Raw genomic sequence first — 22,864 nt, 5'->3', positions numbered from 1 at the left:
GGAGAAAACAGTGGCGTTTACTACCCATCGAAAAGTTCGTTTCCAGCACTGTGATCCGGCGGGTATCGTTTTTTACCCCCGCTATTTCGAGATGATTAACTCCGTGGTGGAGGATTGGTTTGAGGAGGTCGTTCAGCGTGACTTTAACCAACTGCATGTGGAGAGCGGCACCGGGGTTCCCACCGCCGCTATCGACACCCAGTTTCATGCGCCGAGCCGGTTAGGCGAACGACTCACCTTTGAATTAGCGGTTCAAGCCGTTGGGCGTAGCAGCCTTACCCTTCAGATTATCGCTTACTGCGGTGATCAGAAACGTCTAACCAGTCGTTCAACCCTTGTATATGTGGATCTAAATAGCGGTCAGCCAATGCCCTGGACAGAGGCTATGCGCCAGCACTTTACCGTCGAAAACCTATAAGGATAGCCATAATGAGTGACGCCAACTTTCATCAGCTTCTTCACCCTTCGCATTGGAAAGCAGCGGTGGGCTACGCTAACGGCGTGCTGGCTTCAGGCCAGAGTGTGTTTGTAGGTGGGCAGATTGGTTGGAATGCCGACCAGGTATTTGAAAGCGATGACTTTGTCGTTCAAGTGAATCAGGCGCTGCAGAATATCGTAGCGATCTTAAAAGAGGCGAACGCAGGCCCGGAGCATATCGTGCGGTTGACCTGGTATGTGACGGACAAGCAGGAGTATCTGGCGCGGCTTAAGGAGGTGGGCACCGCCTACCGCGAGGTGCTGGGCAAGCATTTCCCGGCGATGACGATGGTTCAGGTGGCGGGGCTGGTTGAGGATCAGGCTAAGGTGGAAATCGAAGCGACTGCGGTGATTCCGGCTGTATAAAATTGCTTATTGAGAGATAACACTAAGCACAAGAACGGAATAGCCTGCAGCGGGGGTCTTTCGCCATGGATGGCGAAAGTAGCGCCCAGGGAAGGGTTCACAGCGCCCCCGCGGAAGGCTATTGCGTTCCACTCATAGCTAAGGCGTGTTCTTATAACCCATGAAAATCTTTAATCCACTCAACGAAGCAGCCATCGTTAAGATAGTGTTCAAGAATCGAGAAGTGATCCACGTCGGAAAGTAGCTGCTGAGTCACTGTTTGGCCTTGCTGGCTCAAATGCTCAGCATAGCTGCTCATCTGGCGCTCGAACTCTTCTGACTCCAGGCCCCCTGCTACCAGCTTTATAGGCGCAGGTACTCGGCATGGCAGCCATATGGGGCTGAACTCCTGCACATCGCGCCCGCTAAGCTGAAGCTTGGGCTGCAGCCACGACCAGGGAAAAGGCCGCAGGTCGTATAAACCGCTGATACAGAGCGCGCCGCGAATCAGCTGGTTGGGTAAGCCAAAAGCGCCCTCCCAGTCCGTCGACATTAGCATCGCGCATAAATGCCCGCCCGCCGAGTGTCCCGAAATACTCAGCTGCTCAGGATCAACGCCCAATTCAGCAGCATGGCGATAAACGTAGGCCACCGCTGCTTGGCTCTGCCGCACCAGCTCGCTAAAGCGTACCTTCGGACAGAGCGCGTAGTTAACCACCGCGACGGTGATCCCGGCGTTAACCAAGCCATCGACGATAAAGCTAAATTCACGATGACTCAGCGAGCGCCAGTAGCCGCCGTGGAAAAACACGTGCACCGGCGCTTTTGGGCTATCGGTATCAGGTGCATCGGCATGAAAGATATCCATGCGTTCCGCAAGCGTTGGGCCATAAGGCAGATCGAGCGTTGTGCGGTGGTTAACTCTTGATGCTTCACTGCGCTCACGCCAATCCTTTACCAACACCGCCGGGTCACGACCCATCATCGGGTCGTAGGCGCGATCGATCTCTTCTTGAGTCGCAAAATGTTGATAAAGCATGTACGTCTCCTTATCGCTGACGCCCTACTAACCCCGACTTTTCATCAACAGCATACGCAGCGGTGCGATTGCCAGAATGGCAAATCCGATTAGCGTCCAGGCGGGCAGTGATAGGCCGAGCAACGAGAAATCGATATTGGCGCACTCGCCAGAACCGGTTAACACCATGGCCACCACGTCCTGCAATGGCAGGATATCTATCATGTAGCCAAGCCCAGGACCGCAGGAAGGGACTTCATCGGCAGGCAAGCCCTGCAGCCAAACGTGACGCCCGGCGATAAAGGCACCTGTTCCAACAGCAGCCAGCGACAGCAGCCCGTAAATCACTTTGCCCACACGCCCGGCGGGACTATGGATAGCAGCTATTGCGAATACGATACCCGCGGCGATCACCGCGACGCGCTGAAAGATACACAGCGGGCAAGGTTCATATCCGCCGATGTGCTCAAGCCCCAGGGCTACCGCCATCATTAAAACGCAGAAGGCTAAACCAGCCAGGGCGGCCGAGCGAAAGGAGTGCAGAATCATTGTCTAACCTCAGATGGCAGCGCCGACATGGCGCGGGACTCACGAGCTTTAGTGAAATAGGCCTGCAAGAACTCTTCGAAGGTCTCTTTATCAGCGGCTTCAATATCGTGCTGCTGCTGGTGCGAGGTCTCAATCAGCTGAGCAAGCAGCGCTTCACGACTGCGCTGCATCGGCGCGGCTTTTAACTGCTCGGCCTGCTCTTTGGCCAGGCTAAGCATCAAATCGCTTAACGATCCGCCGTGCGCTTTTAACCGTTCCAGCACCTGGGCAGAAGGCGTTAGCGAAGGGTCTGCAAGACGTGGTGCAAGGCTTGCCAGCGCATCAGCATGCGGGCTCCCCTCCTCGACCGCATCCAGCAGGCGGGCAACTTCGCCCATCTCGGCGAAAATTTGTTCGCCCCACTCACGCACCGAGGTGGTTTCACCATGGTTGATTAGCATGAGTTCAGGGTCACGGCCGCGCTCCACCACCCAGCGGCGGTTGTCGTCCAAGCGGTCACACTCTTCGTCGGAGATCCACGGGCTGTCGCTGAGTAGGCACCACATCAAAAAGGTGTCCACAAAGCGCATCTGGTCTTCAGTAACGCCCAGGGGGTCGAAGGGGTTTAAATCCAAACAGCGTACTTCGATATACTCCACGCCGCGGGCTTCGAGGGCTTGGCTGGGCGTTTCGTTGTGTTTGGCAACCCGCTTGGGCCGAATGTCGCTGTAGTACTCGTTTTCGATCTGGAGAATATTAGCGTTCAACTGACGCCACTCACCATCCACGTTAACACCCATTTTTTCATAGTCGGGCCACGGTGAAGAGATGGCGTGCCGCAGGGTATTAACGTAGTTAGAGAGCGAGTTAAAACAGATTTTAAGCTGCGACTGTACTTTGTTTTGATACCCCAGATCGGACATCCGCAGAGTCGTCGCGTATGGGGCAAAGTAGGTGTCGTCGCTAAGCGACTGCAGTTTTTCGGGTACCTTACCTTCAGGCAAAAAACTTTTATCGATGGCCGGTGAAGCGCCAAACAGATAGAGCAACAACCAGCTATGGCGGCGGAAGTGACGGATCATGCCGAAATAGCGGGTGGAACGATAGTCGTTGAAGGGGATATTGGTGGCTTTTTCCAACTCGCGTAGGGCGTGCCACATATCATCAGGCAGCGATACGTTGTAATGAACGCCTGCAATCGCCTGCATGATGCGGCCGTAACGCATGTCCAACCCTTTGCGGTAAACATGCTTCATGGTGCCCACGTTGGAGCTGCCATAATCGGCAATCGGCACGCTGTCGTTGCCGGATAGCCTAGAGGGCATACTGCCGGGCCAGATCCATTCGTTTTGCAGGTGATGATAAGTAAAAGTATGCAGGTCAGATAGAAAGCACAGCGCTTCACCCGGCTGAGAGTAAACCGGCGTGATGTACTCTAACAGCGACTCTGAGTAGTCGGTGGTGATATGCGGGTGGGTTAATTTCGACCCCAGCGCGTGCGGGTGCGGCGTTTGCGCAATGTGGCCAGTAGCATCGACCCGCAGTCCCTCTTTTTCAAGCCCACGACGCAGGCGGCCCAACCGACCAAGGCGCGCACTGGGTATCAGGCGCTCGACTTGCGCGGTCAGCGCGGATGGCACAGTGAGTGGTTCAGGCAAGGTGAACACTCCTTGTCAGTAAAGCCCGCCTTGAGCGGGCCTTGGTGTAGTCAGGTGGCATCGCCATCATCGCTGATTCAAAAACAGAAAACAGGATATGGCGGCAACGATCGTTTTTTCAAGACACCTTCGCTTCCAGGACACGCGACTATTTGCCGCCACGCGCTTTCAATAGCGCAGCTCCAAGCGCACCCATGGGCTCTGGCGCTTCCGCTTTATTAGCGTTGTTACGCTGGTTTCGAGCCGGTTTACGAGCACCACTGTATTGCTCTTTAGGCGAGCCACTGTTCTTATTGGCACCGCTGTTAGCACCGTTTTCAGCCTCAGGCTGGTCATCCAAACGCATCGATAGACCTACCCGTTTGCGGGGGATATCAATGCTCATCACTTTAACGGTGACAATATCACCTGCTTTCACCACGCTGCGGGGGTCATCGATAAAGCGATCAGATAGCGCCGAGATATGTACCAGGCCGTCCTGATGGACACCGATATCCACAAAAGCGCCGAAGTGGGTCACATTGGTGACTGTGCCTTCGAGCACCATGGAAAGCTTGAGGTCATTAAGGGTTTCGACACCTTCGCGGAATTCGGCCGCTTTAAACTCAGGGCGAGGGTCGCGACCAGGTTTATCCAGTTCTTTGAGGATATCGCTGACGGTGGGCACGCCGAAACGCTCATCGGCAAAATCGGCGGGCTTTAAGGCTTTCAACGCGGCGCTGTCGCCAATCAAGCCGCGTACTTCACGCCCGCTCTGCTTGGCGATACGTTCCACCAGTGAGTAGGCTTCCGGGTGAACGGCGCTGGCATCCAAGGGGTTATCGGCATTGTGGATACGCAGGAAACCCGCGCACTGCTCGAAGGTTTTGGCACCGAGGCGGCTCACTTCTAACAGCTCTTTACGGTTTTTGAAGGCGCCTTTGACATTACGCTGAGCAACGATATTTTCGGCCAGCGCAGCGCTCAGACCGGCTACCCGTGAAAGCAGTGCGCTGGAAGCGGTATTGAGGTCGACGCCCACGGCGTTAACACAGTCCTCAATGACGACTTCCAGGCTGCGCGACAGCTGTACTTGGGAGACATCGTGCTGGTATTGGCCTACGCCAATCGACTTGGGCTCGATTTTAACCAGTTCGGCCAGCGGATCCTGCAGGCGGCGACCAATAGAGACGGCACCGCGCACAGTGACATCGAGATCCGGCATTTCCCGTGAGGCGTATTCAGAGGCGGAGTAGACCGAGGCGCCCGCTTCAGAGACCATCACTTTGCTTAACCGGTGCGCTGGCGCCAGGGCTTTTAGTAGTTCGCCCGCGAGCTTGTCAGTTTCACGACTGGCGGTACCATTGCCCACCGCAATCAGCTCGACGCCGTACTGTTTCACCAGCTTAGCCAGCACGCTCAAGGCTTCATTCCACTGGTTTTGCGGCGCATGGGGGTAGATAGTGGTGTGATCGATAAATTGCCCAGTGGCATCGATCACCGCAACCTTACAGCCGGTGCGCTGGCCGGGGTCGATGGCCAGGGTCACTTTCTGCCCCGCCGGCGCGGCTAGCAGCAGGTCTTTTAGATTAGCCGCAAACACTTCAATGGCGGTGAGCTCAGCCTGTTCGCGCAGGCGGCCCAGCAGCTCGGTCTCCAGTGCTGTATAGAGCTTCACCCGCCAGGTCCAGCGCACCACTTCGGCTAACCACTTATCCGCCGGGCGGCCCTGGTCGCTGATGCCAAACTGCTTGGCAATCGCCAACTGGGCGGGGTGAATGGGGGCCTCGTCTTCGCCGGGCAGTCGAATCGACAGGCTCAACACGCCTTCGTTACGCGCCCGGAACATTGCCAAAGCGCGGTGTGATGGCGCTTTGGCGAGTTTCTCATCGTGCTCGAAATAGTCGGAGAACTTGGCGCCCTCCTGCTGCTTACCCTCCAGCACACGGGCGCTGAGCTGGCCCTCTTGCCACAGCCGTTCGCGCAGTTGGCCGATGAGCTCGGGATCCTCGGCGAAGCGCTCCATCAAGATCTGCTTGGCGCCATCCAGAGCGGCCTTGGCATCTTCGATGGCAGGAATATCGCCTTCTGCTGGGCGCAGATAGTTTTCCGCTTCGCTTTCCGGATTAAGCGTTGGATCGGCAAGCAGCGCATCCGCCAGCGGCTCAAGCCCTGCTTCGCGAGCGATTTGCGCTTTGGTGCGGCGTTTTTTCTTAAACGGCAGGTATAAATCTTCCAAGCGTTGCTTGGTCTCGGCAGCGTCGATGCTGGCTTTCAGCGTAGCATCGAGCTTGCCCTGCTCATCAATGGCGACAAGTACCGCGGCGCGGCGCTCTTCCAACTCACGCAGATAGCGAAGCCGTTCATCCAACTGGCGCAGCTGGATATCGTCCAGCGCGCCGGTGACTTCTTTACGGTAACGGGCAATGAAGGGCACTGTGGCGCCGCCATCCAGCAGCTCCACCGTGGCGGACACTTGCTCGGGACGCACACCAAGCTCAGTGGCCAGGCGGGAAATAATACGCTGATTGACATCCATAAATTGCAACTAACTCATGCAGCATTTTTTAGTGCCAACAAGGTATCACAAACGCGCCACGGCTGGCATGACTTGCGGCTTCAGCGTCGCCACCCGTGGTCATCCCAGAACGGGCGGCGTGACTCGCGCTGTACGTCATCGCGGCTGATGCCAATATCTTTCAGCATGTCATCGCTCAAATGGCGCAAGGAATCCCGCTCGCGACGCAATTGGTACCAGCGATAAATTCTTTCCCGCCAGGTGATGCTGGGTTGCTTCTCAGCAGATTGGCACTGTTGGTTCTGCAAGCAGTGTAGCGAGCGCTCCATTTCAACCTCCCTTCGCCGCCAGCAGCGGCGTGGTGAATAAGTGTTGAAGGAAGTATTGAACAGCGCCTAAAATCAATCCAACGAATACTCCTTATATTCAACATCAAAAAGATTGATAGCCATGGCCACACTACCCACCATCGATCATGAGCTGCTGCGCACCTTTGTGGCCATTGTCGACCAGGGCGGCTTCACCCGCGCCGCTCAGACGGTAAACCGCACTCAATCAGCCGTCAGCATGCAAATCAAGCGGCTGGAAGAGGATGTTATTCAGCGCCCACTGTTTGTGCGCCAGAATCGCCAGCTGCTGTTAACCAGCGAAGGGCATACGCTGCTGGGTTATGCACGCAAAATTCTTTCATTGCAGGGAGAAGCGCTGACGCTGCTGCGCCAGCCGGATATGGTGGGCCGTGTGCGACTGGGGGTGCCGGATGACTATGTGATGCGTTTTCTGCCCGGCATTCTGAAAACCTTCTCCCAAGCCTGGCCGCTGGTGGATGTGGATGTGCACTGCGCCCCCTCGTCGGTACTCTCTCAGCAGCCGCAAGGGAGCCTAGACCTGATTATTATGACGCGGGAGATAGGCGACGAAGTTGGCACCATTTTAAGGCGTGAGGCTACCGTGTGGGTCTCAGCTGAGAGCCATTGCACACATTTACAGACACCAGTACCCCTTGCCATGTTTGAGGCTCCCTGCTTTTGTCGGCGTCATGCCTGCAATGCACTGGATCGCGCAGGTCGGGCCTATCGAGTCGCTTACAGCAGCCCGAGCCTGGCGACGTTACAGGCGGTTGTGGGGGCGGGCTTGGCAGTGTCTGCCTGGATGCGCAGTTTAGTCACCGCCGACATGCAGATATTGGGTAAAAAAGAAGGGTTTCCCGAACTGCCGGAAGCGTCCATCGTTTTGCAGCACACCTCCGCCACCCAGTCACCGATTATCGATAGCCTGGCCGAGCATATTGTTGAAGGGTTTAGGCTTTGATGAGACAGATGCACATCCCGTAGCGCGTGGTAACGAGAACGCGAGTTCAGCGAGCGTTCGTAGGCACCCGCGGGAGGCGGCGGCACGACGCCCAATGGCACTTCAGCCAAACTCCGGCACCGCTTCGCGCTGCTTCCGCGGGTGCGCTTCGCTTACCACGCGCTACGAGAACCCATCGATTTCGCTTGGTGCAGAACCCGTAGCGCGTGGTAACGAGAAAGCGAGCTCAGCGAGCGTTTGGAGGCACCCGCGGGAGGCGGCGGAACGACGCCCCATGGCACCCAACCAACACTGCCTATACGAACCAACCCCGGCACCGCTTCGCGCTGCTTCCGCGGGTGCGCCTTAGGCTTACCACGCGCTACTAAATCTCGCATGCACATGGATGTGGGGATTCCAAGGGGATGTGCACGTTATGCACATGGCCGAGGCACGTAATCACACTGTTGATAGGTAGAGGCAGGAGCGGTCTAGCTGTGAGAGACTGGTCAGCCCTAGCAAAGCCATATTGCGCTCAATTTCACGCTGTAAAAGATCGGCGACATGCTCTACCCCGGCCTGCCCCGCGCAGGCGGCGGCGTAGTTGAAGGGGCGCCCTACAAAGACAAAATCAGCCCCCAATGCCAGCGCCTTGATCACATCAGTACCACGCCGGAAGCCGCTGTCGATCATAATAGGGATATCACTAACGCGACGCTTGATCTCGGGCAGCACCTGGAGCGGGGAAATGGTGCAATCCAACTGGCGTGCGCCATGGTTTGAAAGAATAATGCCATCAACCCCTGCCCGCTGAGCACGTACTGCGTCTTCCGGGTTTAATATCCCTTTGACGATCAAGGTGTCGGGCCACAGGCGCCGTACAAGATCGAGATAACCCCAGTCAAAATGGCGCCGCCCCGAAAAGTCCCGCGCTGCTTGGCGGGAGATAACGGGAGCGCCCCGCTCGGCATAGTTGTTTTCAAAATGCGGCATACCGTGCTTCCACAAGGTGCGCAGGAAGGTATTGCATAGCCAACTAGGCCGTATCAGACCGTCAAATGCTAGGCGAAGGGTTGGCTCGAGAGGGGATGAAAATCCCGAACGGCGGAAATTGTCGGGATTGGGCGGCACCGGGTAATCAAGCGTTACCACCAGCTTCTTGAAGCCGGCTCGCTTGATCCGCTCGAGCAGGGCCTCGATACCTTCTGGGGTACCGGGCAGGTAGGCCTGAAACCAGTCGGCTCCCTCCACCTTAGCCACCTCCTCCATGGGCACAAGCGATGAACCACTCATAACCATGGGCAGGTTGCGCTTTGCTGCTGCCCGCGCCAGCACTAAGTCGCCCTGGTAAGTTGACAGCGCACTAATGCCCATGGGGGCGATACCGAACGGAACGGTATAGCGTTTGCCATAAAGCTCGGTGTGCAGATCAATCTGCGAGACGTTGACAAACGCATTGGGCAAAAAGCGGTAATCATCAAAAGCGGTGAGGTTGGCTCGCTGGGTTCGCCCATCCTCGGCCACATGGTCGATATAGCCAAAAATTGGCCTGGGCAACACTTTTCGGGCCAGCCGCTCAACATCATGCAGGTTATGGATGCTGGCGAGTTTCTTTCGAGTCCATCGTTGTTGGAGCCAACCTTTCACGCAACACTCCTAATGATTGTTCTATCCTCCCCCCGCTCGGCAGCCTAGCTCGATTCAGCAGGCACGAAGCGCAAGGCAACGCCATTGTTGCACCAGCGCAAGCCGGTGGGTTCGGGGCCATCTTCGAAGACGTGGCCCTGATGGCCACCGCAGCGGGCGCAGTGGTATTCGGTACGGGGCCAAACCAGCTTGAAGTCCAGCTCGGTCAGCATATGCCCTTCCACGTGTTCGAAAAAGCTTGGCCAACCGGTACCGGAATCATATTTCATTTCACTGGTGAAGAGTAACAGATCGCAGCCAGCGCAGCGGTATTCACCATCCCCCCACTCCTTGTCCAACGGGCTTGAAAAGGCGGGCTCAGTGCCTGCCTTTCGGAGTACATCAAAGGCTTCATCGGAGAGTCGTTCACGCCATTCGGCTTCACTAAGCTCCAGTGGCTCCAGGCCTGGTGCAGCCTCCAGGTCAAGCCGTGGAAAGCCAAATGACAGTCCAGGTATCACCCCGACCGCGCCGGTTAGTCCGGCCAGGCCTAAAAATTGACGTCTTTTCATGAGAATCACTCCCCAGAAATTGGCAAGGAAAATAATCGGCCAGCAAAAGAGCCAATAAAAATGGGACAGTGCCGTGGCGCTGTCCCATTCTGAGGTCGATCATTTCTGTGTAGTTTAGTCGCTATTGGGTGCGACTTACTTACACTGGCACGCTACTTTTTTCTGCTACTTTTTCTAGCGGCCTGACACGCTGGTCAACTGACGTCCAAGTCATCAACTGATGCTCAGGTCAGTTGGGGGCCTGCCTGGATAATGGCCTCATTGACGCCTTCAAATTTCTTGAAGTTATCGACGAATTTGGTCGCCAGGTCTTTGAGGTGGCGGTCGTAGGCGTCACGGTCTTGCCAGGTTTCACGCGGGTCGAGCAGGCTGGAATCAACGCCCGGCACGGCAAGCGGCACTTGCAGATTGAGCCCATCGATGTGCTTGGTCTCGATGTCGCGCAGCACGCCAGACTGAATCGCGCTGATGATGGCCCGCGTGGTCGGAATGGAGAAGCGTGCGCCACCTTCGCCGTAAGCGCCGCCAGTCCAGCCGGTATTAACCAGATACACCTGGGCGTCTTTTTTCTCGACACGCTTGATCAATAGATCAGCGTACTCACGGGCAGGACGCGGGAAGAACGGTGCACCAAAGCAGGTAGAGAATGTGGCGGCCAGGCCTTCAGAGGAGCCCATTTCAGTGGAGCCCACTTTAGCGGTGTAACCGGACAGAAAGTGATACGCCGCGGCTTCTTTGGAAAGAATCGACACTGGGGGCAGTACGCCGGACATATCGCAGGTCAGGAACACGATGGCATTCGGCTCGCCCGCCAGGTTTTCCGCTACGCGCTTCTCAACGTGCTCTAACGGGTACGCGGCGCGGGAGTTTTGGGTCAGGCTATCGTCGGCATAATCAGGCTCACGACGGTCGTCCAGCACCACGTTTTCCAGTACGGTGCCAAACTTGATAGCGTTCCAGATGACCGGCTCATTCTTTTCGGAAAGATCGATACATTTGGCGTAGCAGCCACCTTCCATATTGAAGACGACTCCATCTCCCCAAGCGTGCTCGTCATCACCGATCAAGAAGCGCGCCTGATCCGCCGAGAGCGTGGTTTTACCAGTGCCAGAGAGACCGAAGAAGAGACAGGTTTCACCATCTTCACCCACGTTCGCCGAGCAGTGCATGGGCAGTACGTCGGCGGCTGGCAGCAGGAAGTTCTGCACCGAGAACATGGCTTTCTTCATTTCACCGGCGTAGCGCATACCCGCGATAAGCACTTTTTTCTCGGCGAAGTTGAGAATCACGCAGCCGTCAGAGTTGGTGCCATCGCGAGCAGGGTCACACTCAAAGCCTGGGGCGTTAAGAATCGTCCACTCGTCTTTAACTGCTTGATTGTAGGCCTGAGGGCGTACAAACATGGTGCGGCCAAACAGGTTTTGCCAAGCGGTTTCGGTGGTGACGCGCACCGGCAGGTAGTGAGTGGAATCACTGCCCACGTGCAGCTCAGAGACAAAATGCTCTTGGCTGACCAGGTGGTCATTGACTCGCTCCCACAGGGCGTTGAACTTGCCGGCGTCGAAGGGCTGGTTAACGTTGCCCCAATCGATTTGGCTGCTAGTGGAGGGCTCATCAACGATATAGCGGTCTTTCGGTGAGCGACCGGTACGCAGGCCGGTCTTGACTACCAAGGCGCCGTTGGCTGAGAGGCGGCCTTCGCCACGTGCCACTGCGCGCTCGACTAGTTCGGCGCTGCTGAGATTAACGTGGGATTGGGGAGCGGCTTGAGTCGTGGTCATTTCGATTCCTGGGCTTCTCTCGGTTTACCGGGCGTCACCGACGCCTTGATGTTCATCCCAACCACTGTGAAACCGGCTGGGCGCGCTGAAGTTCGGCGCATTATGGCAAAAAGAAAGCCCCCAGGAAACGGGGGCGCAGATCAAATATCTTGTAGTTAAACTACTACAAAGGCACTACATTTTGTGTTGCAGCGCAGTAAAAATTCAAACATCCGTTTGCACGAAACACCAAATTCATTGAATCCATTGGCGCTCCTAGCACTGCTGGTAAACACCCTGATATACGCTTTCGACTACACACTTAGTGAATCGTGGGCGGTGGCGCGTCAGGGTCGTCCAACAAAGTTTCAATATCCGCTGCTGTGTAGTGATATTTCGTGTGGCAAAAGTGGCATTGGGTATCAATAGCCCCCTGCTCGTGCAAAATATCCCGCAGTTCCTCTTTACCCAGAGAGTGCAACGCGTAGCTCATACGCTCACGGGAGCAGGTGCAGCCAAAGCGCAGTGCTTTGGGTTCAAAAACACGCACGGTCTCTTCGTGATAGAGACGATGCAGCACCTCGCGCTGCTCAAGGCCGAGCAGTTCTTCCGTTTTGATCGTATCGGCTAGCTGTACGCTGCGATCCCAGGCATCGACATCCTGGTTTTGTGACTCTTCTGGTAGCCGCTGCAGCAGTAACCCGCCCGCACGCTTCTCATCGGCGGCCAGCCAGAGGCGGGTTGGCAACTGCTCAGATTGGCTGAAATAGGCTTCCAGGCAGCCGCCCAGGGTCTCTTGATCCAACGCCACAATACCTTGATAGCGGTGGCCCTCACGGGGATCGAGGGTAATCACGATCTGGCCTTCTCCCACTAGTTCGCGGAAGCTGGCGTGCTCGCTGGGCAGCGCGGCGTCTTCTGCTATGCGGGCAATCGCGCGCAGTTCACCACCGGGGTTGGACTCGGCCATTAACAGTGACAGAACGCCGCGTCCACGTACCTCGATACTCAACGTGCCATCCAATTTCACGGTATCGGTAAGCAACGCCACGGCGGCTAATAGCTCGCCCAGCAGCTCATTCACCGCCGGCGGGTAGGCGTGGCGATCCAACACTTCGTGGTAGGCGGCCGCCAGGGTGACGATCTCGCCGCGGACATTGGTGTGATCGAACATAAAACGTTGAATTTGATCGGACATAATTTGGCAACCTAGTGTTTTAGAACAGCAAATATTGAAGGGCGGCAAAGATATAACTGCGTGGGCTTACTCACCCTGATGGCGCTGGAAGCGCTGGATATCGCGGCGCTGCTTTTTGTCGGGGCGTTTGAGCGGATGTTGCATCGCTTCGTTAGTGAGGCGTCTTGCTTCGGCCTCTTTAGCACGACGCTGCACACTCTCTTCGGTTTCCGCATAGAGCGTGCGCGCTTCTGGTGCCCCGCGGCGTTGATCCGAAAGCGATAAGACCTCTACCTCCAATATCTCCCAGCCCTGGGGCACGCGAATAAGCGCACCGATTTCCACCTGCTTGCTGGTTTTAGCGCGGCCGCCGTCGTAATTCACTTTCCCACCCTCGATGGCTTTTTTAGCCAGTGCGCGGGTCTTGAAAAAACGTGCGGCCCAGAGCCATTTGTCCAAGCGTACGCTGTCACTCATTTAGGCACTCCTTGGGTTGCTGACACCTGTTCAGGAAGCTGTTCGGGTAGCAGGTGGGCAAAGCGATCGAGGGCAATAAATTCTTGCAGCTCTTTTTCAGGCCGCTGGCTGTCGGGCTGTTTAATGCCCAGTAAATGCTTAATGCCAAACTCACGAGCGCTCTCGAGTACACGGGCGTTGTCGTCGATAAACAGCGTACGCGTGGGATCAAAGGCTTCGATGTCTTGTAGCGCAAACCAAAACGCCTGCTCCTCTTTGGCGGCTCCTACGTCCTCGGAAGAGACGATCGCGTCCAGGTAACTTTCCAAACCGGTGAGCGGCAGCTTCAGGGCAAGACTCGCACGATCCGCGTTAGTGGCGAGCACGACCCTCGGGTGGGCCTGTTTGAGCCATTTGAGGAAATCCAGAGCATCGCTACGCAGGCCTATCAAGTGCTGGACTTCGCGCTTCAGAGCGACGATATCCACGCCCAGCTCGCGGCTCCAGTACGCCAGGCTGTACCAGTTTAAGGTGCCCTGCTCGCCGATAATACGCGCGCGCAGCGCCTCCTGGGAGGCTTCATCCAGTTGGTGCAGTTCGCGGTAGCGCCGCGGCAGGTGCTCGAGCCAAAAGTGGCTGTCGAAGTGTAAATCCAGCAGCGTGCCGTCCATATCCAAGAGGACGGTGTCTATCTCGCGCCAATCAATCATTGCCGCTCCAGTCACGTTAGGAGTAAGCGTGCTATTGTAGCTTAACCGCCTTTTACCAGCCATGGAGGCCCACTTTTATGTCTACGCCCCCCCCAACTCGCGACACCTTCAATCACCCTGAAGGTGCCAGTGCTAAGCGTTCGGGCTACCAGCAAAAGCCGCAAATTTTGGCTCGCAAGAGCGTGGCCCAGAGCCGTTTATTCCAGATTGAGTCGCTTGATTTGCGTTTTTCTAACGGAGAAGAGCGCCAATTTGAGCGCTTGACCGGCGCTGACCGCGGCGCAGTGATGATGGTGGCGATGCCCGACCCAGACCACGTGCTGCTGATACGTGAATACGCCGCTGGATTTGAAGATTATGTGCTCACCCTGCCAAAGGGATTAGTCGACCCTGGCGAAGATATCATTACCGCGGCTAACCGCGAGTTGATGGAGGAGTGTGGCGTTGGCGCTCACCGCATTGAACCGCTGGTCGAGCTTTCGCTGGCACCCAACTATATGCGCCACCGTATGCAGGTACTCCTCGCCACCGACCTGTACCCCAAGCGCCTGCCAGGGGATGAGCCAGAGCCATTGATTGTGGAAACCCACGCCATCGAGGAGCTACCCGCCCTACTACTGCGCGAGGATTTTCACGAAGCCCGCGCTATCGCCGCGCTCTATATCGCCCGGGATAGGTTGCGGGAAGAGAAGCGCAATAGTGCGACGGATTTGCTTTGAAGTATCTAAGTAGGCAGTAGCTTCGCTCGAGGTGGGTCGATGTCATCGTGAGCGAAGCTACCTCATTTTTGTCATTGCGAGCGAAGCGAAGCAATCTCGGGGTTATACTGCCGCCGCTGGTTGAGATTGCCGCGTCGCTACGCTCCTCGCAATGACATAATAAGAAGGCTCCTCACACGCAAAAGCGACTAATCCCCCGCCCCTCTCTCTAAAGATGAGTTTTCAATGCGATCCAGCGGCGCTGCCGGTGGCTATCCAGCCCGGCTTCCAGCAAGGACATTGAGCGCAGGGCATCATCGGCGCTGACCGGTAGTGGCTCCTTATCGCGGATAGCGGCGGCTATACCTTGGTAATAGGCCAGGTAGTCGCCCGGCAGGGTAGGAAGCTCACGACGCGTTAGCGGTGCGTTATCCCCCACCCCTTCGCGCAGTGTCAGAGTGCCATGTTGAGTATCTTCGCCCCACAGGGATGTCGGCACTTCACCTGCTTTTAAGCGATCCTCTTGAGGGTCTAAGCCGTATTTTATGAAGCTGCCTTGGGTGCCATTAATCCGGAAGCGCGGTGTCGGTTCGGCCACCAGCGTGCCCGCCGCCAAGGTAACGCGAAAGCTTTCGTAATCGAGCAGCGCGAGGAAGTCATCGTCAGCCTGGGCGCCATCTCGCAGCACGCCGAGTTCCAGCAGAATAGCCTGGGGCATGCCAAACAGCTCGCAGGCTTGATCTAATAAATGCGGCCCCAGATCAAACCAGATGCCGCCACCGGGGGTGGCCTTCTCGCGCCAGCGATCGCGCACTTCCGGACGGAAACGATCAAAATGGGATTCGAAATTGACCAGACGCCCTAGCGTCCCCGCCTCAAGCAGGGCTTTAACGGTCAGGAAATCGCTGTCCCAACGGCGGTTGTGAAACACCGACAATAGACGTTCTTTATCATCCGCCAATTTTTTGAGCAGCTTTGCTTCTGACAGGGTCACCGTGAACGGCTTATCGACCACTACGTGCTTGCCCGCCGAGAGAGCGGCTTTGGCGAGGGAAAAATGGGTATCGTTAGGAGTGGGAATAACGATCAGGTCAATATCACTGCGCTGGCAAAGTGCTAATGCCTGAGCCTCTACCTCAACATCCGGCAGTGACGCCTGCACCTTGGCGGCATCGCTTGAAGAGACCGCGACCAAATCCAGGCCTTCCGTGGCCTGGATCAGCGGTGCGTGGAAGGTTTGGCTAGCGAAACCGTAGCCGACTAATCCAACGTTTATAATCGCCTTCATTTGATTCCTTACTCGGGCTTATTGCATGTTTCAGCTGCATGTTTCAGCTGCGTATATCAGTCGAGCTTGCTTAGATCCCGAACAGCCCCTTTGTCAGCGGAGGTCGCCAACAGCGCATAGGCTTTAAGTGCCGGAGTGATCTTGCGGGGACGCTGCTCGGCAGGCTTCCAGGCAGTGGCACCCTTGGCGTCCATTGCCTCGCGGCGGGCCGCCAGCTCGGCATCGGTCAGTTTGACGTTAATCGCCCGATTGGGGATATCGATGCGGATCAGATCGCCCTGCTCAATCAATCCAATCGCACCGCCCGCCGCTGCTTCAGGAGAAACATGGCCAATAGAGAGCCCTGAAGTGCCGCCAGAGAAGCGCCCGTCAGTCAGTAGCGCGCAGGCCTTGCCTAACCCTTTGGATTTAAGATAGGAAGTTGGGTAGAGCATCTCCTGCATGCCAGGCCCCCCTTTCGGGCCTTCGTAACGAATCACGACGACATCACCCTCTTTGACCTTATCCGCCAACACATCGGCGACTGCCTGATCCTGAGACTCCACCACATGGGCGGGGCCTTCAAAGACCAGGATCGAGTCATCGACCCCGGCGGTTTTGACCACGCAGCCATCCAGCGCGATATTGCCATAGAGCACGGCTAAGCCGCCCTGCTGAGAGAAGGCATGCTCAAGATCGCGAATACAGCCGGTGGCACGATCACCATCCAAACTCGGCCAGCGGGCACTTTGGGAAAATGCCACTTGGGTAGGGACGCCACCCGGCCCGGCTTTAAAGAACTCAACCACTTCCGCGCTTGGCGAGCGCATGATATCCCACTCTTCCAGCGCCGCTTTCAGGCTGTCGCCATACACGGTGGGCACCGAGGTATCCAGCACTCCGGCACGATCCAGTTCCCCCAGGATGGCCATAATGCCACCTGCACGGTGGACGTCTTCGATATGGTACTTCTGGGTATTGGGCGCCACTTTGCAGAGTTGGGGTACTTCACGGGAGAGGCGATCGATATCCGCCATGGTGAAGTCCACCTCGGCTTCCTGGGCCGCCGCCAGGAAGTGAAGAATAGTGTTGGTAGAGCCGCCCATGGCGATATCCAGGGTCATGGCGTTTTTGAACGCCGCCTTGGAGGCAATGGCACGTGGCAGCAGGTGGGCTTCTTCGCCTTCGTAGTAGCGCTTGGCCAGCTCGACAATGCGATGACCAGCGGTTTCAAACAGGCGACGACGATCCGAGTGAGTCGCCAAGACGGTACCGTTGCCGGGCAAGGCCAGGCCCAGCGCTTCGGTTAAGCAGTTCATGGAATTGGCGGTAAACATGCCCGAACAGCTACCACAGGTGGGGCAGGCGCTGCGCTCTACTTCTGCCAGGGTGTCATCATCCACGCTGTCGTCGGCGGCCATCACCATGGCATCGACGAGATCCAGGCCGTGGTTGAGAAGCTTGGTTTTACCCGCTTCCATGGGGCCGCCGGAAACAAAGATAACCGGAATATTGAGGCGTAGAGCGGCCATCAGCATTCCTGGGGTGATTTTGTCGCAGTTGGAAATACATACCAGCGCATCGGCGCAGTGGGCGTTGCACATATACTCAACGCTGTCAGCGATCAAGTCGCGGCTGGGCAGCGAGTAGAGCATGCCGTCGTGGCCCATGGCGATACCATCGTCCACCGCAATGGTGTTGAACTCTTTGGCGACGCCCCCGGCTTTCTCAATCTCCCGCGCCACCAGCTGGCCCATATCCTTTAAATGCACATGGCCCGGCACAAACTGGGTAAAGGAGTTGGCTACCGCGATAATCGGCTTTTGAAAGTCGCCATCCTGCATACCGGTGGCGCGCCACAGCGCGCGGGCACCGGCCATATTGCGGCCAGCGGTGGTGGTACGTGAGCGATACTCTGGCATGGTGTCCTCTACTCTCTAATAAATAGCTAGGCTCTATTTTTTATTAGCCCACAGCAAGCAAGACTGCGGACTAGGCTAATTCTGAAAAATATCAGTGGCTTTTGATTGTGGCATGAGCAATGCGCAGAGACTAGATGTGGAGGCTGGATGTAGAGGCTAAATCACGAGACCCGATAGGAAGTAAAGCGCCCTCCATGGCGCCGGTTCATCAGAAGGTCGCCCACGCCTCTTCGGCTGGCTGGGCTTGGGCAGTACGCTGAGTCGGGGAATTTTGGGGCGAGGCTAATGCTGGAGATGACGCTAATGGGGGCGTGGAGCCAAGCCCTGCTTGTTTAAGCAAGCGCTTGCGGGCAGTCTCGCTGCTCTCTTCGGCAGCACCCTCTAAGCGAAAGGCGGCGATAACGTTGGCCAGGCTCAGTGCTTCGCGGGTGAGGTCTTGAGCAGCGCTGGAAATCGACTGTACCTTGGAGGCGTTCTGCTGGGTGACATGATCCATCTCCGCGACAGCGGTATTAATTTGCGCGATACCGTTGCTCTGCTCATCGGAGGCGGTGCTGATCTCTTCCATGATATCGCTGACTCTCATTACCTGAGTCACTACCTGATCGATAGCGGCTTCGGCCTCCTTCACCGCCTGGGCACCGCCGCTAATCTCCTGGGAGGAGGAGTCGATTAAACGACGAATGTCGCCAGCCGCATCAGCGCTACGCCCGGCCAAGCTACGCACCTCATTTGCCACAACCGCAAAACCACGCCCTTGCTCGCCAGCCCGAGCAGCTTCCACTGAGGCATTCAGCGCCAGAATATTGGTTTGAAAAGCGATGCCGTCGATGACGCTAATGATATCGGTCATCTTATCGGCGCTGGCGGCGATACGCTCCATGCGTTCGACTAGCGCCTGCATGCGCTCGCCAGTTTCGCGGCTGGTGGTGGCGTTTTGCATGGCCAATTGATTGGCCTGACGGGCGTTTTCGCTGTTTTGCTGCACGGTCGCCGTCATCTCATCCATGCTAGAGGCAGTTTGCTGAAGCGAGGAGGCCTGCTGCTCAGTGCGCGATGCCAAGTCTTCATTCTGCTGTTTGATATGTTCGGACGCAGGTGTCACCACATCGACTTTGTTGCCCACCTCGGTAATCAGCCCCGACAAGCTAGCGCGCATGGTTTCCAGCGAACTCAGCAACTCGCCTAACTCGTCATTACGCTTCAAGGTCACTCGGTTGGCGAGGTTACCCGCGGCAATTTGGAACGTTACCCGGCGCGCCTCGTTGAGCGATTTAATCAGCGATTTGAGTACCGCCATGCTCAGCCCCACCATTAACACGATACCCAGCAGCAGCACGCCCAATTGACCGTACAATAATACCTGTTGCTGCTGTTCGGCATTGTCCATCAGCGTATGCGCAGCCGTGCGTTCCTGTTCAACCAATACATTGATAGTGGCACTAATACTTTCAGAGGTGGGCTGCACGTTGTCATTAAAGGCTTCAAAAGCAGCAAAGCCGTTACCATCGCGGATAGCCGTCAGGGTGGTATCGGCACTTTCAATAAAAGTGGTGAGATGTGCCGCTAGGCCCTCTTGCACACCGCCGGTTTCGCGCTCTGCAGTATAGCCTTGCCACGACTGCTCAATGTCGGCACTCATGGTGGTTAACTGGCTTTCAAGAGCATCAAGATCCGCTCGCCTCGGGTTGCGCACCGCCGGTTCTAACGCCTGAATTGCTTGGCTAACCCGCTGGCCTATCTGCTGAAGGTCGGTAATGCCTTCAAGGCCCGTTTGATTGAGAGTGCGTAAGCGTTCAGCGGAACTGGTTAAGCCATACACCCCCGCCGCCCCTGCGATGACTAGTAAAACCACCGAAGCCAGCACCATGCCCATCAGCTTGGCCTGCATGCTGCTGAAACTAAAACGCTTTACCCATCCACGCAGGCCGGTGTGGCGTATTGCACCATAATGCAGCTTGAAACCACGTGTTTTGCCCTGTTGCGTTGCAGCGTATACCCGCTCTGCCCGGGCAATGGCTCTATCCGCCGCTTTACGCCGGATAGAGGTATAGCCCACCACGCGGTCACCATCGAGCAGCGGCGCGATGGTGGTATGCATCCAATACGCTTCTCCCGTTTGGCGGCGATTCTTGATCAGCCCCTGCCAGGTTTTACCGGCTTCAATGGTTTCCCACAGGTTCTGAAAAACCGCCTTGGGCATGCTGTGGTGGCGGAACAGGCTATGGGGTTCACCCATGATCTCATCCAGCGTGTAACCACTCACCTCCACAAAGGTTTGGTTGGCGTAGGTGATTCTGCCCTGCAGATCCGAGCGTGAGATCAACACTTCGTCATCGGCTAATTCATAAACAGTGGATGCTGCTTGTGCGGCATTATGCATTGAGACCCCCTACTTTTTATTGAAGGCTTGCGCCATCTTTAGTCTTAGTTAACGCTAAGCCTTTTCAATTAGAGGTAATGCATGAAATATGCCACCGCGAAGGGTGGCATGTCATAAAACCGAATAAAGGGAAATCAAGCACCTAACAGTGTTGTCTGCTGGGCTAAAACGCCTCCCACTGGTCAGCGCGAGGCTGTGTTGCGGGTGTCTTAGCACGCTGCTCTGAAGGGGCTGACAATTGCTGAGTTGCTTTACTGAGTGCCTGGTTGGCGCGCTGTAACTTCGCCCGCGCCTCTTTGATGTTCTCGTCTTGAGCGCCTTCCAAACGGAACGCATCGACCACGTTAGCGAGTTCAAAAGCTTCGAGGGAGAGATTGTCCGCTGACGCCGCAATCGACTGAACTTTTGAAGCGTTCTGCTGGGTCACAAGATCCATTTCGGCAATCGCCGAGTTAATTTGACCGATCCCACTGCTCTGCTCGCTGGACGCAGTGCTGATCGACTCCATCAGCTCACTGACTCGACTCACCTGCTGAGAGACTTCCTCAATCGCCCGCTCCGCCTGCTCTACCGCACTACGACCACCGCTGACTTCCTGAGTAGTGCTATCAATCATCTTGCGAATTTCCTGGGCGGCATCTGCGCTGCGACCAGCTAGATTGCGCACTTCGCTGGCGACTACCGCAAAGCCGCGTCCATGTTCACCAGCACGCGCAGCCTCAACCGAGGCGTTGAGTGCCAAAATATTAGTTTGAAAGGCAATGCCGTCGATCACGCTGATCATCTCGGTCATCTTTTCAGCACTCTGGGCGATACGCTGCATGCGCTCCACCAGCTTTTGCATTTGCTGACCGGTTTCCTTGGTGCTGGCAGCGTTCTGCACTGCCAGATCAGTCGCCTGGCGGGCATTATCGGTGTTCTGCTGAACCGTCGAGGTCATCTCCTCCATACTCGAAGCGGTCTGCTGAAGCGACGACGCCTGCTGCTCAGTGCGCGAAGAGAGTTCCTCATTTTCAGCGGCTATCTGCTGAATCGCCGGAGTAACCACTGAGACACGATTCTCTACATCGCCCACGATGCTGGAGAGGCTAAAACGCATGGTGTCCAGGGAGTAGAGCAGCTCGCCCAACTCGTCGTTAGTTTGACGACGTTCACGGGCGGCCAAGTTACCCGCGGCAATTTGGAAAGTGATATACCGCGCGCCCGACAAGCTGCGAAACACGGATTTCAGAATCATTACACTCAAGCCGATCATGACTAAAAAGCCTACCGCCAGTAGCACCAGCTGCGCTATCAGCATTTGCTGACGCCCGCTTTGTGCCTCGGTCACCAGCAATTCGGCATCGGCACGTACCTGCTCAACCAAGGTGCTGTTCATCTCGCGCAGCGACTCTGTGGTCGGCACCACCACGTCATTCAAGGCCTCAAAGGCCGCGAACCCATTACCCTCTTCAATCGCCACAAGGGCGGTTTGCACCGCATCAATCCAGGTATTCAGAGCACTATCAAAAGCCTGGGCGGTCTCATCAGTGACCGTCGCATCCGCATAGTAGCCCGCCCACAGCGTCTGCATGGCATCGGTATACTGGCCAATGTCTGCGTTGACGGCCTCCAGGTCAGCCCGACGAGGGCTTCGTACCGCAGGTTCCAGCGTGCCAACCGTTTGACCAATATAGCGTTCGATATTCTGCAGCGAGGCGACATCGCTCAACCCTGAGCGATTAATGGTTTCCAGCCGCTCGCCGGAGAGTAACAGCGCAGAGACTCCCAACCCACCCGAAAGACAGAGTAGCAGCAGCGACGCCACCACCATACTGGTGAGCTTGGCTTTCAGGCTAGTGAACTGAAAGCGCGACAGCATTCCGGTCAAGCCTTTACGCCGCAGCGTGCCATGGGCTAGTGCGTAGTGGCGGGATTTACCTTTTTCGCGAATCTCGGCATAGATTTTTTCTGCCTGGTTAATGGCTTTTTCTGACGCTTTGCGGCGCACGGAAGTGTAGCCGACGATGCGCTCACCGTCCCGCAGCGGCGCCACGGTGGCATTCACCCAGTAGTGATCGCCATTTTTACGCCGATTTTTAACCACGCCTTGCCAGGTTGTCCCCGCTTGGATGGTTTTCCAGAAATCCTTGTAAGCAGCTTCAGGCATATCAGGGTGACGAAGGAGGTTATGGGGAGAGCCAATGAGTTCTTCACGGCTATAGCCACTGACCTCAACAAAAGTAGGGTTGGCGTAGGTCACATTGCCCTTTAAATCCGAGCGGGAAATAAGCACCGCTTCCTCACTCAGAACATACTCACGCTGCGTCACGGGCTGGTTATTGCGCATTAGTTCTCCAAGAATTAGATATTCTTAATTTTTATAAAAGCAGAGGTCATTATCGCTATAGATCATCTCGGCAAACCAGTGAACAAATGTAAAAAAAGCGCCTTACTCTCGTAAGACGCTTTAAAAGGTTAAATAGCCATTGCTGCAAATA

Annotated in this window: 19 protein-coding genes; 4 read left to right on the top strand and 15 right to left on the bottom strand. The window is 56.3% G+C overall.

From position 1 onward, the window contains the following. Window positions 1–10 precede the first annotated feature (10 nt). Window positions 11–418 (top strand): acyl-CoA thioesterase, encoded by a 408-nt coding sequence (locus HALTITAN_RS22530; protein WP_027958824.1) that lies wholly within the window; start codon window positions 11–13, stop codon window positions 416–418. Window positions 419–429: 11 nt separating this feature from the next. Further along, window positions 430–843, top strand: a complete 414-nt coding sequence (locus tag HALTITAN_RS22525; RefSeq protein ID WP_027958823.1) for a RidA family protein — start codon at window positions 430–432, stop codon at window positions 841–843. Window positions 844–994: 151 nt separating this feature from the next. On the opposite strand, the gene HALTITAN_RS22520 is transcribed toward HALTITAN_RS22525, so the two are convergent. The 5 genes from HALTITAN_RS22520 to HALTITAN_RS22500 all read right to left on the bottom strand — a co-directional run bounded on the left by HALTITAN_RS22520 (window position 995) and on the right by HALTITAN_RS22500 (window position 6,852). After that, complete coding sequence (locus tag HALTITAN_RS22520; protein WP_009288480.1) at window positions 995–1,861, bottom strand: alpha/beta hydrolase; 867 nt, start codon at window positions 1,859–1,861, stop codon at window positions 995–997. A 27-nt stretch (window positions 1,862–1,888) separates the two neighbouring features. Further along, a complete protein-coding gene (locus HALTITAN_RS22515) occupies window positions 1,889–2,389 on the bottom strand; it encodes a disulfide bond formation protein B (RefSeq protein ID WP_009288479.1) in 501 nt (166 codons plus the stop codon). After that, window positions 2,386–4,026, bottom strand: coding sequence for a glutamate--cysteine ligase (gene gshA, locus HALTITAN_RS22510; protein WP_027958822.1), 1,641 nt, complete (start codon window positions 4,024–4,026; stop codon window positions 2,386–2,388). Before gshA ends, HALTITAN_RS22515 begins: the two co-directional genes overlap by 4 nt. A 148-nt stretch (window positions 4,027–4,174) precedes the next feature. After that, complete coding sequence (locus HALTITAN_RS22505; RefSeq protein ID WP_039860608.1) at window positions 4,175–6,544, bottom strand: Tex family protein; 2,370 nt, start codon at window positions 6,542–6,544, stop codon at window positions 4,175–4,177. Window positions 6,545–6,624: 80 nt separating this feature from the next. Next, complete coding sequence (locus HALTITAN_RS22500; protein WP_027958820.1) at window positions 6,625–6,852, bottom strand: DUF1127 domain-containing protein; 228 nt, start codon at window positions 6,850–6,852, stop codon at window positions 6,625–6,627. 121 nt (window positions 6,853–6,973) lie between these two features. On the opposite strand from HALTITAN_RS22500, the gene HALTITAN_RS22495 reads away from it, so the two are divergent. Next, window positions 6,974–7,834: a LysR substrate-binding domain-containing protein gene (locus tag HALTITAN_RS22495; RefSeq protein ID WP_039860607.1), complete on the top strand. Its 861-nt coding sequence runs from the start codon at window positions 6,974–6,976 to the stop codon at window positions 7,832–7,834. Between the two features lie 438 nt (window positions 7,835–8,272). Here the strand turns inward: HALTITAN_RS22495 and HALTITAN_RS22490 are convergent, their stop codons facing one another. The 6 genes from HALTITAN_RS22490 to yrfG form a co-directional block, all read right to left on the bottom strand. Further along, window positions 8,273–9,460 carry an alpha-hydroxy acid oxidase gene (locus tag HALTITAN_RS22490; RefSeq protein WP_009288477.1) on the bottom strand — a complete coding sequence of 396 codons (1,188 nt, stop codon included), beginning with the start codon at window positions 9,458–9,460 and terminating at the stop codon, window positions 8,273–8,275. A 44-nt stretch (window positions 9,461–9,504) separates the two neighbouring features. Next, entirely contained in the window at window positions 9,505–10,011 is a 507-nt protein-coding gene (gene msrB, locus HALTITAN_RS22485; RefSeq protein ID WP_022519711.1) for a peptide-methionine (R)-S-oxide reductase MsrB, read from the bottom strand. A 224-nt stretch (window positions 10,012–10,235) separates the two neighbouring features. After that, on the bottom strand, window positions 10,236–11,792 hold the full coding sequence (locus HALTITAN_RS22480; protein ID WP_009288475.1) for a phosphoenolpyruvate carboxykinase: 1,557 nt from the start codon (window positions 11,790–11,792) through the stop codon (window positions 10,236–10,238). 301 nt (window positions 11,793–12,093) lie between these two features. After that, complete coding sequence (hslO, locus tag HALTITAN_RS22475) at window positions 12,094–12,969, bottom strand: Hsp33 family molecular chaperone HslO (RefSeq protein ID WP_022519713.1); 876 nt, start codon at window positions 12,967–12,969, stop codon at window positions 12,094–12,096. A gap of 66 nt (window positions 12,970–13,035) precedes the next feature. Beyond that, the gene (locus HALTITAN_RS22470) at window positions 13,036–13,425 is read right to left on the bottom strand and encodes an RNA-binding S4 domain-containing protein (protein WP_039860606.1); all 390 of its coding nucleotides are present in this window, start codon (window positions 13,423–13,425) and stop codon (window positions 13,036–13,038) included. Further along, complete coding sequence (gene yrfG / locus HALTITAN_RS22465; protein WP_027958816.1) at window positions 13,422–14,114, bottom strand: GMP/IMP nucleotidase; 693 nt, start codon at window positions 14,112–14,114, stop codon at window positions 13,422–13,424. Before yrfG ends, HALTITAN_RS22470 begins: the two co-directional genes overlap by 4 nt. A gap of 77 nt (window positions 14,115–14,191) precedes the next feature. Between yrfG and nudE the strand changes: the two genes are divergently transcribed. Then, window positions 14,192–14,833, top strand: coding sequence for an ADP compounds hydrolase NudE (nudE, locus tag HALTITAN_RS22460; RefSeq protein WP_022519716.1), 642 nt, complete (start codon window positions 14,192–14,194; stop codon window positions 14,831–14,833). 208 nt (window positions 14,834–15,041) lie between these two features. Here the strand turns inward: nudE and HALTITAN_RS22455 are convergent, their stop codons facing one another. The 4 genes from HALTITAN_RS22455 to HALTITAN_RS22440 all read right to left on the bottom strand — a co-directional run bounded on the left by HALTITAN_RS22455 (window position 15,042) and on the right by HALTITAN_RS22440 (window position 22,713). Continuing rightward, the gene (locus HALTITAN_RS22455) at window positions 15,042–16,100 is read right to left on the bottom strand and encodes an oxidoreductase (protein WP_039860604.1); all 1,059 of its coding nucleotides are present in this window, start codon (window positions 16,098–16,100) and stop codon (window positions 15,042–15,044) included. Between the two features lie 56 nt (window positions 16,101–16,156). Beyond that, window positions 16,157–18,001 carry a dihydroxy-acid dehydratase gene (ilvD, locus tag HALTITAN_RS22450; RefSeq protein WP_009288473.1) on the bottom strand — a complete coding sequence of 615 codons (1,845 nt, stop codon included), beginning with the start codon at window positions 17,999–18,001 and terminating at the stop codon, window positions 16,157–16,159. A 208-nt stretch (window positions 18,002–18,209) separates the two neighbouring features. Beyond that, window positions 18,210–20,384 (bottom strand): methyl-accepting chemotaxis protein, encoded by a 2,175-nt coding sequence (locus HALTITAN_RS22445; RefSeq protein WP_009288472.1) that lies wholly within the window; start codon window positions 20,382–20,384, stop codon window positions 18,210–18,212. A 163-nt stretch (window positions 20,385–20,547) separates the two neighbouring features. Then, window positions 20,548–22,713 carry a methyl-accepting chemotaxis protein gene (locus HALTITAN_RS22440; protein WP_009288471.1) on the bottom strand — a complete coding sequence of 722 codons (2,166 nt, stop codon included), beginning with the start codon at window positions 22,711–22,713 and terminating at the stop codon, window positions 20,548–20,550. Window positions 22,714–22,864 lie beyond the last annotated feature (151 nt).

This window comes from Vreelandella titanicae BH1, from assembly GCF_000336575.1.
GTDB lineage: Bacteria > Pseudomonadota > Gammaproteobacteria > Pseudomonadales > Halomonadaceae > Vreelandella > Vreelandella titanicae.
Note: the sequence above shows the minus strand (reverse complement) of the source record. Positions and strands in the feature narration are given on the sequence as shown.